The 14841-nt window shown below is 35.6% G+C and carries 12 protein-coding genes and 1 pseudogene; 5 read left to right on the top strand and 8 right to left on the bottom strand.

Annotated elements, in window-relative coordinates; all coding sequences use genetic code 11:
* Window positions 1–51: 51 nt before the first annotated feature.
* Together OPR43_RS00770 and OPR43_RS00765 are read right to left on the bottom strand one after the other, a co-directional pair.
* Window positions 52–627 (bottom strand): PopZ family protein, encoded by a 576-nt coding sequence (locus tag OPR43_RS00770; protein WP_265034983.1) that lies wholly within the window; start codon window positions 625–627, stop codon window positions 52–54.
* Window positions 628–646: 19 nt separating this feature from the next.
* Window positions 647–1882, bottom strand: coding sequence for a TolC family protein (locus OPR43_RS00765; protein WP_265034981.1), 1236 nt, complete (start codon window positions 1880–1882; stop codon window positions 647–649).
* Window positions 1883–2014: 132 nt separating this feature from the next.
* Here OPR43_RS00765 and rplM point away from each other — a divergent pair, with 132 nt between their 5' ends.
* The 3 genes from rplM to OPR43_RS00750 all read left to right on the top strand — a co-directional run bounded on the left by rplM (window position 2015) and on the right by OPR43_RS00750 (window position 3397).
* A complete protein-coding gene (gene rplM, locus OPR43_RS00760; RefSeq protein ID WP_265025881.1) occupies window positions 2015–2473 on the top strand; it encodes a 50S ribosomal protein L13 in 459 nt (152 codons plus the stop codon).
* Between the two features lie 10 nt (window positions 2474–2483).
* Window positions 2484–2939 carry a 30S ribosomal protein S9 gene (rpsI, locus tag OPR43_RS00755; RefSeq protein ID WP_265025882.1) on the top strand — a complete coding sequence of 152 codons (456 nt, stop codon included), beginning with the start codon at window positions 2484–2486 and terminating at the stop codon, window positions 2937–2939.
* Window positions 2940–3085: 146 nt separating this feature from the next.
* Window positions 3086–3397, top strand: coding sequence for an HU family DNA-binding protein (locus OPR43_RS00750; protein WP_265025883.1), 312 nt, complete (start codon window positions 3086–3088; stop codon window positions 3395–3397).
* On the opposite strand, the gene OPR43_RS00745 is transcribed toward OPR43_RS00750, so the two are convergent.
* The gene (locus OPR43_RS00745) at window positions 3390–4097 is read right to left on the bottom strand and encodes a pyridoxine 5'-phosphate synthase (RefSeq protein ID WP_265025884.1); all 708 of its coding nucleotides are present in this window, start codon (window positions 4095–4097) and stop codon (window positions 3390–3392) included. The two genes, OPR43_RS00750 and OPR43_RS00745, sit on opposite strands and share 8 nt — an antisense overlap.
* Before the next feature lie 262 nt (window positions 4098–4359).
* On the opposite strand from OPR43_RS00745, the gene odhB reads away from it, so the two are divergent.
* Complete coding sequence (gene odhB, locus OPR43_RS00740; RefSeq protein ID WP_265034979.1) at window positions 4360–5541, top strand: 2-oxoglutarate dehydrogenase complex dihydrolipoyllysine-residue succinyltransferase; 1182 nt, start codon at window positions 4360–4362, stop codon at window positions 5539–5541.
* A 38-nt stretch (window positions 5542–5579) separates the two neighbouring features.
* On the opposite strand, the gene OPR43_RS00735 is transcribed toward odhB, so the two are convergent.
* A complete protein-coding gene (locus OPR43_RS00735) occupies window positions 5580–8558 on the bottom strand; it encodes a tetratricopeptide repeat protein (protein WP_264736316.1) in 2979 nt (992 codons plus the stop codon).
* 249 nt (window positions 8559–8807) lie between these two features.
* Here OPR43_RS00735 and secA point away from each other — a divergent pair, with 249 nt between their 5' ends.
* On the top strand, window positions 8808–11468 hold the full coding sequence (gene secA, locus OPR43_RS00730) for a preprotein translocase subunit SecA (protein ID WP_265034977.1): 2661 nt from the start codon (window positions 8808–8810) through the stop codon (window positions 11466–11468).
* Here the strand turns inward: secA and OPR43_RS00725 are convergent.
* The 4 genes and pseudogenes from OPR43_RS00725 to OPR43_RS00710 form a co-directional block, all read right to left on the bottom strand.
* Window positions 11452–12000: a hypothetical protein gene (locus OPR43_RS00725; RefSeq protein ID WP_265034975.1), complete on the bottom strand. Its 549-nt coding sequence runs from the start codon at window positions 11998–12000 to the stop codon at window positions 11452–11454. The two genes, secA and OPR43_RS00725, sit on opposite strands and share 17 nt — an antisense overlap.
* Before the next feature lie 102 nt (window positions 12001–12102).
* A pseudogene (locus OPR43_RS00720) lies at window positions 12103–12887 on the bottom strand (IS5 family transposase).
* Between the two features lie 93 nt (window positions 12888–12980).
* Window positions 12981–13883, bottom strand: a complete 903-nt coding sequence (locus OPR43_RS00715) for an ankyrin repeat domain-containing protein (protein WP_265034973.1) — start codon at window positions 13881–13883, stop codon at window positions 12981–12983.
* Window positions 13884–14080: 197 nt separating this feature from the next.
* Window positions 14081–14788: a class II aldolase/adducin family protein gene (locus OPR43_RS00710; protein ID WP_406832729.1), complete on the bottom strand. Its 708-nt coding sequence runs from the start codon at window positions 14786–14788 to the stop codon at window positions 14081–14083.
* Window positions 14789–14841 lie beyond the last annotated feature (53 nt).

Genomic DNA, 14841 nt, shown 5'->3' with positions numbered 1-14841 from the left:
GATAATTTTCTACCCCTTGCCGTCTTTACTCTAATTTTTATTGCTAATACCCTACTTATTATTGATTATATCTTTGAGCTCTTTTTCAACTACTTCTTTTACCAGTGCATGTAGATATTTATTTAGCCATTCTGAGAGCTGAGGTTTTAAAAGAGATGTAACTAATTCTTCAACAGTAAGGTTGGCTCTTTTTTGTTGTTTATGCTGCAATTCGTTTTGCATTTTTCCAAGCAACGCTTTGATCTCTTCCATATTCTCTTTTAAAATTAGATGATCGTTATTTTGCGCTTGTAAGCCGCTATTACTCGCTTTGTTATTACTCATTTGGATATCATCGTACAAATAAATATCTTTTTTTTCTTCTGAATTGTAGCTATGGCCATTAAATTGGTTATTGTTGCAAGCCATTTCCTCACTTTGGTCATCATTATCAATGTCCTCTTTTTCACTATTTTCTTTTTTGCCATCTTCTTCCATGTCTTCTGGATACTCTTCCTCAAGGTATAGCACATCATCACTTTCATCCTTTATTTCTGCTTTATCGTTACTTGCGTTTTTACCCGATATAGCTTTTTTTATATCTTCTAGGATATCTTTTACAGATTGATTGCCTTGTTCATCATACATAGTGCTAATACCATTAAATTTAGAGATTTATACTATTTATCATAAAAAGCAAATGATAAATACTCGTTACATAATTGCTTTTTGCTTCAACTAAGTCTGAACGTGCTTTAAATAATGCATCTTCAGTGTCCAAAAGGTCAGATGTACTCTTTAAATTTAAGTTTACCTCTTGCTCAACCCCTTCCAATGCTAGAGCTGCTGCTTTTTCCGCTTCTTGACTTGCTTTGATAATGGCCTTTGCTGTCAGCACATTATTCCAAGCATTTACAACTGCTTGTTCTATATTTTTTACCGTTTCATAATAATCATAGGTAGATTTTTTTGCATCCATTTTAGCTTTACTGACACCAAAAGCATTAACTCCTCTTTTAAAGATTGGAACATCAAGAGTAAAAACTACATGAACATCTTCTAATAGATTGTTTAACTGTGTACCATTATTCCCAAAATTTTTGCTTGCGCTTAGATTTAAAGAAGGAAGCCACTTGGAGCTTTCAGCGATCACTTCCATTCCGGCTGCTCTTTTTTGATAAACTGCTGCTTTTAGAGATAAATTATTGGTTTTTGCTAATTGTAAACATTCATTTAGCTCTGGAACAGAAGGTAGTTTATCATTAGCTTCAGAAAGGTCATCAGCATCTTCGCCAATCAAATGATAATAAGCAATATTTGCCAACTTTAATTTACCTTCAGCATCAACTCTTTCGGATATAGAAGACGAAAATTTTGCTTTTGCTAACAAAACTTCAGCATTGGTTACCTCTCCAAGAGAAAAGCGTTTTTTCATAGCTGACAAATGTTCCAAAGAAACGCGTTCTTTATGTTCTCTGAGCTTTAATATTTCTGTCTTTTGTAAAACACTAACATATGCTTTCACAGCATTAAGTGCAAGCTCTTGTTTTGATTGCTGAAATCGTATTTTTTCTGCTTTGAGAAGATGACTTGATCGACTAAATGTGGCAAAGGTGCCGCCGCCATCTATTATCTTTTGGGTTAATATCAGGCGTTTTCCAGATAAATTAGGTTGATTATAAAGATTAAAATTACTATCAAAATTGTACTGCAAACTAATGTCAGGTAAAAATCCAGCTAACCCAGAGGATTTATAGTGTTTTTCTGCGCTTTTATATTGGTAAAATTGAGACTTTATTTTTGAGCTATTTTTGATGGCTTTGCTTATAACTTCTCCCACATCGGTTGCATAGCAACTTATAGTACTAAAAATGATCGCAAGTGTGATAATCAATCGAAACATTCTACTTCCTATGCATATTGGTTGCGCAGCTCAATTACTAACATAAATTACTTTAATAATCAATAACTAATATTGTTGACACTATTGAGAAATTAAGTATATCATAGCTTACTATTGTTTAGTTAAATTACAATGAAGACTTTTTTCTTAAAAGAGAAACAAATCGACAAAAAGTGGTTTGTCATAGATGCAGAAGGATTAGTAGTAGGAAGGCTTGCAGCATTTGTAGCGACACTATTACGTGGAAAGCATAAACCTGAGTATACACCTCATATGGATTGTGGCGATAATGTAATTATTATCAACGCAGAAAAGGTGCATTTTACCGGGAAGAAACTGAAAGATAAAATTTACTATAAGCATACAGGTTATTCTGGTGGTTTGAAAGAAACTACTCCAGATAACATTTTAAATGGCAAATTTCCTGAGCGTGTAATAGAAATGGCAGTGAAAAGGATGCTTGATGATGGCCCTATGGCACGTAGACGCTTTGAAAATTTGTATGTTTATTCTGGTTCAGAGCATAAGCATCAAGGGCAGCAACCTGAAAAGATAGATTTTGCCTCTTTGAATCGTAAAAATAAAAAGTAATGGAGTAAAAATGAAGAGTTCTACAATAAATAACAATGATTGGTCAGAAGAGACAATTAAATCAGCAGTTGATTCGCTTGGTCGTTTATATGCTACAGGCCGAAGAAAAGAATCTGTAGCAAGAGTATGGATAAAGCCAGGAAGTGGAAAATTTAGTGTTAATAAAAAAGGCGATCTAATTTCTTATTTTAAAAGAGAGTCGGTGTGCCAAATAGTGAAAATGCCATTTATAGCAACTTCTATGTTAGACAAATATGATGTATTTGCAACTGTAAAAGGTGGAGGGCTATCTGGTCAAGCAGGTGCTCTAGCTCATGGAATAAGCAGAGCTTTAAGTAGCGTAAGCCAAGATTTGCATTCTATATTACGTAATGGTGAGTTCTTAACTAGAGATTCACGTGTTGTTGAACGTAAGAAATATGGTCAACATAAAGCTCGGAAAAAGTGTCAATTTTCTAAGAGATAGTTATTTCATAGTGGTGTTTTTTTGTAAGTATTATACAAATATTTGCAAAAGTGTATGATATCCTCTATTTTTGTGATGAATTTAGTTGACTATCGGTGTCAACATAATATGCTATTTGTGTGATTTTTTCAATATTAAGGTAATTTATGAGTAAAGAAGATATAATAAAACAATTAAAGGAAGATTGTTCTGGTCAGAATATAGATATAACAAAATCTGATTTGAGCAAGATTCATGATGCGTTTATTAAAATAATAAAGGATGAGCTGCATGGGAAAGGTGAAATACGTTTGCATGGAATAGGAACATTTTCTACTGCTATAAGTCAGGAGAAACAATGTCGCAACCCCCAAAATGGTGAGATCATGACTGTTCCTAAAAAGACAAGGGTAAAATTTAAAGCAAGCCAAACTCTTTTAAGTATTTTAAATGAGAAGGAAAAAGCAGCAGTTAGTTAGACATTATCATTTTCATTGTTTTTACTACGCTGTGTAAGCCATAAAATACAGCTTCGCTAATTAAATAGTGGCCTATGTTAAAAGCTGAGATGTGAGGTATTCTTGTCATCTTCTTAGCGTGTTTATAAGTTATGCCATGTCCTGCGTGGCATTCTATTCCTAATTTATTGACGTACTCTGCAGCATTAGTAATTAACTGTAACTTTTTCTCTGATGGATTATCACAGTAATCCCCTGTGTGAATTTCTATTATGTCAGGTTTTATCTCTAGCTTCTCAAGATATTTTAGTTGATTAATATTTGGATCGATAAACAGTGAGACTTTTATGCTAGAGCTATGCATTTTCTCTATTATATTAGAAAGTTTACTGTGCATATTCACGATATCCAGGCCACCTTCGGTTGTTAATTCTTCTCTTTTTTCTGGTACTATACTAATCGAATAGGGTTTTACCTTTTTTGCTATTTCAAGCATTTCTTCCGTGGCTGCAATTTCAAGATTTAGCTCAGTGCTAATGCTTTTTTTTAGGTTAAATACATCTTCATCTCTAATATGCCTTCTATCTTCTCGTAAGTGTACAGTAATAAAGTCTGCTCCAGCGTCAATGGCTATTTCTGCTGCTTTCAATGGATCTGGGTAGGAAGTTCCGCGTGCGTTGCGGAGGGTTGCAACGTGATCGATATTAACACCTAGTTTCACAATCTACCTCAAAAATTATTTATGGATTATACATGTTATTAGGTCTTTTGTATAGTCATTGTTTGATTAGCAATACCATAGCCGAGAGAAGGGGCTGGCGAAATTTGTCAAGATGGCCTAGCGTCACGCGCTGGAATGACATTTGGGAGTATGTTATCCGTTTGTCACTTCTAAATGATAAGAGCCTCAATGAATTTATTAGTTTATTACATGTCTCTTTTCATGTATAAATCTATAGAAAGTTTTATACGGAAGTTGTTTTATGAGCAAAATTATAGAAATCAGAGCACCAAAAACTCTTGGTGGTGAGTCAGTTACGGAAGGTATAGTAAAAATAAAGAAAAATATTGGCGAAGCAGTAAAAGTAGATGACTTAATCTTTGAAATTGAGACTGACAAAACAGCACTCGAATTAACTGCAGAAACTTCGGGGCAAATAACTGAATTTCTTGTAAAGGAAGATGATGTGATAAGTCCTGATCAATTATTAGCGAAGCTTTCCGTGGGAGAAGTAAAAGAGGAAGCGAGAAAAGAAGATAAAAGCGAAAGTTCTGCTAAAAAAGATGCTCCATCAGCTCGTAAAATTATGGAAGAAAATGCAATTAATGCAGAAAGTGTCAAAGGAACTGGCATGGGAGACAGGATAACCAAAGCAGATGTGATAGGCCATATAAACAAAGATGTAAACGTTGCACAACCCTCAACAAGACAATACGAATTGCCAAAAAGTATAGCAAGTGGAGAGCAAAGAGAGGAACGAGTAAAAATGAGTAAAATAAGGCAAGTAATTGCCGCTCGTTTGAAAGCATCGCAAAATACTGCCGCAATACTGACCACGTTCAATGAAATCGACATGAAAAATGTCATGGATCTAAGAGCGAAATATAAGGACGCCTTTGAAAAAAAATATGGAATAAAACTGGGTTTTATGTCGTTTTTTATAAAGGCAGCGGTGCAAGCACTGAAAGAGATCCCTGAAATTAACGCTGAAATCTCAGGCGATGAGATCATATATAAACATTACTATGACATAGGTGTTGCTGTTGGCACTGACAAAGGTCTTGTTGTACCTGTTATTCGGAGTGCCGATCAGATGTCATTTGCAGAAATTGAGTTAACTTTAGTTGCTCTTGGCAAAAAAGCTCGCGAGGGTAAATTACAAGTATCAGAAATGGAAGGCGCAACATTCACTATCTCAAACGGCGGAGTATACGGTTCACTCCTTTCCACTCCTATAATAAACCCTCCGCAATCTGGAATACTTGGAATGCACTCAATACAAAACAGGCCAGTTGCTGTAGGCAATTCAATTGAAATCAGACCTATGATGTACATTGCCCTCTCTTACGACCACAGAATAGTGGATGGCAAAGGAGCAGTAACTTTCCTCGTTAAAATAAAAAATTATATAGAAGACCCAAACAGATTAGTTTTAGAAGTGTAGCTCAAATGAGTTGTTGTTAGTCTAGTATTGCTAAAAGCCTAAACTTTGCCTAGTTCTGCCGATGGTTTAGCAACTTCCGGGTGATCAGGACCGTAATGTTTCTCGAAAATAGGTAAAGCCCATTCAAGTAACTCCTTTTTTTTCTCATAATTACCTAAATCTCCATGAACGATACTTAGGTTTGCCAGCAGTTTAGCAACTTCCGGGTGACCAGGCCCATAATGTTTCTCAAAAATAGGTAAAGCCCGTAAAAGCAATTCCTTTCTTTTCTCGTAATTACCTAAATCCCTATAAGCGTTGCCAAGATTTGCCAGTGTTTTAGCAACTTGAAAATGATCAGAGCCGTAATATTTCTCTTGGATTGCTAAAGCCCGTTCTAGCAACTTTTTTGCTTTCCGAAGATTACCTAAATTCCCATAAACGTTGCCTAGGTTTGCTAATACCATGGCAACTTGAAAATGATCAAAGCCATAGTGTTTCTCAAAAATGGGTAAAGCCTGTTCAAGCAACTCCTTTTTTCTTTTATGATTACCTAAAGCACCATAAGTGATACCTAGGTTTACAAATGTTTTAGCAAATTCGAAATGATCAGGGCCGTAATGTTTTTCTTGAATTACTAAAGCCCGTTCAAACAACTCTTTTGCTTTCTTATGATCACCTAAAGCACCATAAACGATACCTAGGTTTCCTAATGTTCTAACAACTTGAAAATGATCAGGGCTGTAATATTCCTTAAAGATAGGTAAAGCCCGTTCAAGCAATTCCTTTTGTCTTCTAGGATTACCTAAATCAGAGTATCCATCATCCATCCATATTAACAAATCCACAAGATAATCCTTCTCTATTGCTTGTTTTTCTAAAGATTCTGAAGGTTTTTCTTCTAGCCAATTGTCTATATGTGATAGAAATGCTTCTAAATGTGGTAATAATTGTCGTTTCTTAGCATAATCTTCTAATTTGTCACTGCCATAAGGAAAGCTTTCTTTCAGTAATTCAAAAGTCTTTTTCACAACTTTTTCTTTGCCTTGCTTTTCTAACTCTATTCTTGTTACTTGCTGCACTAACCTGTGAACGTTGACTGAACTTTGCTCTTCTCCTGAGTTGATCATTGAATATTGCTTAAGTAGTTGGATAGCATCACCTAACTTTTCTCTATTGCGTTCTAATCCTAAAAACATTTCTACAGGAATATTGTCAGAGGCAATATAGGCGATAATATCTAAAATTTCTTTGGCTTGCTGGCCATACTCTGCGTTGTCTTTGATTTTATTAATAGTAATTCTCCAGGTTATAAAAGTTGTCTCGGTGTAACTATCATTGCTGTCTTCAGGAAACTTGAAATCAAGCAATTTTTCTGCTTCCTCTTTATACCTTTTTAAATAATCACTGATTTCAAACCTCAAGCCTACATTCTTTAATGCTATATCCCTTTCTTTTATGTATGCAACTGCCTGCTGCAGGGCTAAAGGAAAATGCTGTAATGTCTCTGCTAAATTCTTTATTTCATTTTCTTGTGATCCATCCTTTATATCCAATGCTTTTCTAATGAAGTCTATGGACTCTTTAAATATACCCAATGTTAATACTTCTATATCTCCCCACTTTTGATTACGCGAGGTAATCAAAACACTAGGTTTATTATCATCAGATGATAAAAAGTGGGACGGTAAAAATTGACTAATACCAGCATCTTGACCTTCACTTCTATATTTTTCTGCATTATCGAAAACAAAGAGACTTTTTCTCTTGGCAAAAAAAGCATATATATCTCTTACAATAGATTCAATATCCCTATCTTCTGTAGGAATGCCTAAAAGACCTTTAGCTAATCTGAAAAAAGACTGCACTATAGTTTCATAGGTTGCAGCATTTATCCATATAATATTGTTGTCATAATTTTTACTGTGCTTTTCAATATATTTTCTGGCTAGTTCAGTTTTACCTATTCCTCCCAAACCACAGATAGAAACTAGTTGTGATATTACTGTGGCTACACCTTGACTTTTTTGTATTAATTTGTGTAGTTCTCGTAATTCTTCTGTCCTTCCAGTGAACGATCCTACTGGATTTCTCACCTCAAATCGAAAGCCTCCTAAGATTTCTTCTTTCATCTTGCGAAAGAATTCTCTTCCGTCTTCATGTGTAAGAAAACGTCTCCCTTTTTCTTTCAACCAATCTAGCATTTTTTCTTGGAAGCGAGCGTAAACATTCTGTCTATCAATATCATTAAATTGCTCGCCTAGCTCACTTTTGATAATATCCGCTAGTTTTATTTCATTGGGCTGATTTACTGCAAATACTAACTTATCAAAAAATTCTTTTATATTGTCTTCCAACCTACCTTCATTCATCATTCGTCCAAATTCACGTTGCCACGTCTGATTTCTTTCCAATTTCCTTTTTGAGTTCTGATCTGGCTTGTTTTGGAGTTTTTTTATCTCCTCTTCTAATTCTTCCATCGCTTCTTCTACAGCACTTTCAAATGCTGGTTGCACTACTGAAATCATGTTATTGTGAATATAAGAGAACTTATATCTAGTGCCACCATCTTTAAAAAAGACATCACTAGTGTCGATTACTTCAACTAAAATTTCTATTTCCTCGTTTGGTCCTAAAGTTTTTACCCTCAACTTCTTCACTGTGTTTCGTGCTGTGCTTTGATCCAGATCAAAATCGATATTAGTACAGATAATAAAATCTTTCAGGTTACCATCTGCAAAATCTTGATTATTTTTGATCTTTAGGTAAGAAACAAAATACTTTGCTAATCCAAACTCACCACTTTTATCTTTTGTAAGTAAGTTCCCTACTCCAATTTTCTTGTTATCTTCATCTTGTGTGTGTTTAGCCTGCAAAAAACGGTATACTTTCTTACTACCTTGGGTACATTCAAATACTAAATCATCGAACTTTCTGGCCTCTTCTATTTCTGTACCTAAGCGAAAAGAGTGCTGATAGAGCACTCCTCGATGCAAAAATAGCATCAATACCTTTAGCTGGTAGATATTACCGTGCATAACTAGTTACCTCATACAGGCTGCTATAAATTTGTTTGATCTAGAATTAAAGATTACCAAACACCTAAAATAATGCAATAGAGTCTTTATGTGTTGATAGAAAGGCCTTCGAGGGTAGGAATTGCCTGGCAAACTCTTAATTCTTGATTTAAAAAAGACTTTCCAAAGACTCCCCGAATCTAATATGTAATTGCTGTAGGCTGCATTTAGTAATATAATCTCATATTAAATAAGACTTTACTTAAGTTTATGCTAGATTCTCCGCTAATTTTGACAGCCATTCTTATATTTTTCATTTTTACGTTGTCATTCTTTTTTATAAGAAAGATATTTGGGTCAACAAATAAGAAGATAATAAAATCCTTTAGGAAAATTGTTCAGCAAATAAATGCATTAGAAACAGAAATGCAGAGCTTATCTGATGAGGAGCTTGCTGGTAAAACTGAAGAATTCAAACGAGAATTGAAAAATGGGAAAACGTTAAATGATCTTCTCGTACCTGCATTTGCAGTTGTGCGTGAAGTCTCCCGAAGGTTTCTTAACATGAGACATTTTGATGTTCAGCTAATTGGTGGAATGGTGCTCCATAATGGCATGATATCAGAAATGAAAACAGGAGAGGGAAAGACACTCGTTGCAACTTTAGCAGCATATCTAAATTCCTTAGAAGGGAAAGGCGTGCACGTCGTAACTGTTAACGACTACCTTGCAAAACGAGACACAGAATGGATGAGCAAATTATATAATTCTCTTGGGGTTTCTGTTGCGTTTATTACGAATAACTTGACAGACGAAGAGAGGAAAGAGGCTTACAGCGCAGATATCGTGTATTCCACAAATAACGAGCTTGCCTTTGATTACCTGCGAGACAATATGAAATTTTCTCAAGAAGACATGGTTCAGAGAGGCTTTCACTACGGAATAGTTGATGAAGTGGACTCAATACTCATTGATGAAGCTCGCACTCCGCTTATTATTTCTGGCCCGGTTGAGGAAAACAATCAGATATATAAGCACATCAATAAAATAGTGACCAAATTAGTTGACTCTGATTATGAAGTAGATGAAAAAGGTAGAACGGTATTCTTGACTGAAGATGGTATTTCACGAGTGGAGGAACTACTCAGGTCATACAATCTCATTCCTGAAAATTCCTCGCTCTATGATACTGACAGCATGATAATGACTCATTATATAGACCAAGCATTACGTGCACATAAGCTGTTCACTGCTGATAAAGATTATATAGTGAAAGATGGAAAGGTAGTGATTATTGATGAATTTACTGGGCGTATGATGGAGGGCAGGAGATATTCCGATGGTCTTCACCAGGCGCTTGAAGCGAAGGAGAATCTTGAAATTCAGCATGAAAACCAAACTTTAGCATCGGTCACATTTCAGAATTACTTTCGTATGTACAATAAACTTTCTGGAATGACTGGAACAGCAGCAACAGAGGCAGAAGAGTTTCATGATATATACAGACTAAATGTAGTAAAAATTCCAACCAATGTACCTGTAAAAAGAGTTGATATTGATGATGAAATTTACGGTACAGAAAAGGAAAAGTTTAATGCTGTGTTGAAGTTTATAGAAGAATGCTACAAACGCCTTCAACCGGTCCTTGTTGGCACGGTGAGCATCGAAAACTCTGAGAAGCTTTCTGCGCTTTTGCAAAGCCATTCTCTTAAGCATTCAGTATTGAATGCTCGTTATCATGAACAAGAGGCGTACATAATAGCACAAGCTGGAGTGCCAGGTAGTATCACTATAGCAACTAACATGGCAGGACGTGGAACTGACATTCAACTCGGTGGAAACGCTGAAATGATCGCAAAGGTAGAGCTAAAGAAGATAAAAAATGCTGATGAAAGAGAAAAAAAATACCAAGAAATAGTCGAAAGAGTAAAAAAAGATAAGGAAATTGCTATAAAAGCTGGTGGTTTATGTGTGGTTGGAACCGAAAGACATGAAAGCAGGAGAATAGATGATCAATTACGCGGCCGTTCTGGCCGTCAGGGTGATCCTGGACTTTCTAAGTTCTTTTTATCACTTAAAGATGACCTGATGAGAATATTTGGTTCTGATAGAATGAGAAGCTTTTTACAAAAAGTAGGGTTAAAGAATAACGAAGCTATTCATCATCCATGGATCAATAAGGCACTCGAGAAAGCGCAAAAGAAAGTTGAAGCTAGAAATTATGATGTGCGGAAGTCTTTGCTTAAGTTTGATGACGTAATCAATAACCAACGTAAAGTTATTTTTAAGCAGAGAAACAATATCTTAGGCAATGAAATCAATGATTTGTTTGAAGTGTATAGCGAAGTAAATGAGAGCGTAGTAGAAGGTATAATCCAAAGTGGCTATTATGAGGATTATATTGAAGATATAGCCAAAGAATTTCATACAAGGTATGGAATAACACTTGATAAAGAAGATTTAGCAAAGTTTTTAAACAAACAAGAAGCTTTGAATTATATAAATGATAAGATACAAGAATTTTTTACTGAGAAAGAAAAATATTTCAACAGTCAGCACACTACAGATTTGTGGAATACGATCGTGAAGCAAATGATGATAATGACACTTGATCATTTATGGAGGGAACACCTTTCAACTTTAGAAAGCTTAAGACAGAGCATAAGCTTACGTGCCATGGGGCAGAAAGATCCACTGAATGAATTTAAACGCGAAGCTTTCTTGATGTTTGAGTCAATGCTTGAAAAATGGAAGGAGCTCACCATTCACCGCTTAGCACACTTTAAGTTGGCAGACAACCAAGAGATAGGCAATAGGTTACATTCTGCTAGAAATAGCAGACTTTCCAAAGTCTCAAGAAACGACAAATGTCCTTGCAACTCCGGAAAGAAATACAAGCACTGCCACGGCGCGGTTACTGTGGTGAATTAGCTGTGGTCTTACGTACTTTATTACAGCTAATCTCTTTTAACTCGTTCGATAAATTCTGTAACTCCTCTTCTGTTAGTCGAGAAGGCTCTTTCTCTGATGACTTCATTAGTCTTTTAATTTTATCCAATGCAATAGCTATTCCAATTGCAGCTACAATTGGCAGTACTGGTGCTGTCACTCCTATCATCAGTAAAGAATTCATCGTAGTTGATAAAGACGATAAAGAATTTACTTTAACTATTGGAGCGACACTACCAAGGCCAACTCCAACTGCAACACTTCCAATAAACAAACCAGCTAGACATGCAATTTCTTTTAATGTTAAATCACTTACACGACGATCATTGTTGGATAAGGGCGCTTTTATGAAAGTTACAATTAATGGCGCTACAGAAATAGCACCAACAATTCCACCTATCATCAGAGGTGAAAGACTAGTCAAGGTACTGAGTGCAAGACCTGTTAAAATACTTACTATAGCCCCTATTACTACAGCTATTCCCAGAATTGCTAAATAAATTATCCCTAGCATTTTGCTCCTTTTTATACTTGCAGTCTTTCCAGACTTCAGAATTTTATCATGGCGTATGAAGTGGATTATGTCAATCTAGACGTTGTTTCTCTAAGAGCCTGTTCATAATCTTTTCAGAAGTAAGGCAGTGAAAGCCAGAACGACCATTTGTAGGCTAGTATTGAGTTTTCGCTCACAATTTTTCCACAATCTTCTACATTTTTCTAACCAAGCAAAAGATCGCTCCACAACCCATCTTTTGGGCAATACAACAAAGGAATGTAATTCATTTCTTTTTATCACTTCAACGGTTGCACCAATAATCGTTTTTATTTGAGTTGCAAAATTCTCTCCAGTATAGCCTGCATCAACCAGTACATTTTTAACTCCCGAGAGGTTTTCTTTTGCATTTTCGACCATTCTCACAGCACTGCTACGGTCAGTTATCTCTGCTGTTGTTATATAAATTGCATGCTTGCGTATCTACTGCAATATGGCGTTTTATTCCTGAAATCTTTTTGCCTGCATCATAGCCTTTTTCTTCAGCAGTATCTGCATTTTTTACACTCTGTGCATCAATTATGCAGAAGCTGGTTTTTTCTTTCCGACCATTGTTTTGTCGGACCACGCCAACTATTTTTTTTTAACACCAGCTCCAGAACACTTTCTTTATCTGCATCTGGTTTTTCACTCCACTTCTTAAAATAGTCGTAACAATTGCGCCATTTTGGAAACTCTTTTGGTAGCATTCTCCACTGACAACCGCTTTTCAGAACGTATAACACTCCACAAAATACATCATACAAATCAAGTTTTCTTGGTTTTGTTTTTTTTCTACAGGACTCTAGATCTGGTAACATAATCTCAAATCTTTCCCGACTTATATCACTTGGGTATAAACTCCTCATATATCCTAACTTATATACATTATCTCTTAGTTTATTCCTTTCTTGAGATCATGTACAGGTTCTAAGAAAAATACAAACACTGCCATGGCGCGGTTACTGTGGTGAATTAGCTGTGGTCTGTTCACCTACATTACTGCAGCTAACCTCACTTAACTTGCTATTTAACGAATGCTCTGACGACTTATACGCAACACCATAGGTAATACCACCAACTATCAGTACAGATGCCACAGTAATTCCAACTATTGCTAGTGCAGGTAATGCAGTAGCATAAATGAGTGCTAATGGAGCAACAATGGCAGCTAATATACCCACAGTAATTCCTGCTTTTGTAGCTTTAGGTCTATGAATAAATGATGGGTCTGCACCATAATTTAGCAGAAGTTTTGCCATTTCTGGATATTTACTATGCCAAGCACAACTCAAAGGGGTATATCTATTTTTATTTTGTAGATTGATATTAGCTCCATTTTTTAGTAGAAGTTTCACTGTCTTTATATGCCCGTGCTCAGCAGCATAATGCAAAGGAGTTCTTCCACCTTCATCTTGTAGATTGATATTAGCTCCATTTTTTAGTAGAAGTTTCACTGTCTTTGTATGCCCGTGTTTGGCAGCATAATGCAAAGGAGTCCCTTTATCTTCATCTTGTGCATTAACGCCTGCTCCTTCTTCTAGCAAAACTTCTACTACTTGTGTATGCCCATGCTGAGCAGAATAATGTAAGGAGGTTTTTTCCCATTCATCTTGTACATTAACATTAGCTCCGTTTTTTGTTAAGTATCTTACTACTTTTTCATAGCCATTTTCAGCTGCTATAAGTAATAAATTGCACTTGAGTATTATAAACGTGTAATTTATATCAAATTCGCTTTTTTTCCACTCATCATATATAAGTTGATTTTCCTGCTGCAGCTTATCTTTAATTCTATCAATTAAATTTTCCTTACTCAGATCTGGACTACTGTTGACTTCTTGTAGTATTAACCTTAATGTCATTTCCTTCTCCAAGATATAAAATTTTATTATGGCATATGAAGTGGATTATGTCAATGAAGAACTAAGAAACTGGTTCTTCTTTTTTTCTATAGCTTTAGGTTTACCTACAATTTGAAAAACAACAAATTCGTCATTCCGCTACTTGTTAGCGGCGCGGTGGTATCTACTTGGATGACAGATAGTAGTGCGAAAGCCTCTTATAGCTTACTTTTAATTAGTCTAACCCATGCGTGCCAATCTCTCTCACCAAGATTGCTTTCAAAAGATAGGAGATCCTTTACAGCTTTTGAACAAATTTCTTCACTTGGAACTGATAACTCCTTATTCATTGCTAACGTTAAACATTGAGTTTTGCACGCTCGTTCTAAATGATACGTGTAAAACATTGCTTCTTGTATAGTCCGACCACACGTTATAGATCCATGATTACGCATTAACATGACAAAATTTTCTTTCAGATCAGCTATTAACCTCTTTCCTTCTGTATCGTTAAGTGCTAGGGAATTATAATTATGGTAAGAGATTTTATTGTAAAGGTGCAGTGCCCATTGACTTATAGGAAGCAGCCCATCTTTGAGAGAAGAAACCGCTACAATAGAAGGTGTATGCAAGTGAAAAATTGCTTGAATATCTTTCCTTGCTTGATAAACAAAACCATGAATTATATAGCCAGTTCTATTATATTGATATTCTTTGCCTTCAATTACATCCCCATCAAGTGATACTTTCATTAACGAACGTTCATCTACTTCATCAAAACGCATACCAAACGGATAAATATAAAACGACTTTTGATCTTCAGAACGCACTGAAAGGTGAGTATATGTATGATCATCGAACTTAAGGTAGGACAAAATCTGATAGGCATAGACTAGATCCTTTTTTACTCTGCTCTTTGTTAACAACACAATCCTCCGTTAGAATATCTTCTGAAGGTTTATACGCGAAAAGAGACTTG

Source organism: Wolbachia endosymbiont (group A) of Apoderus coryli, from assembly GCF_947251615.1.
Lineage (GTDB): Bacteria > Pseudomonadota > Alphaproteobacteria > Rickettsiales > Anaplasmataceae > Wolbachia.
This window is presented reverse-complemented; position numbering and strand designations above follow the sequence as displayed.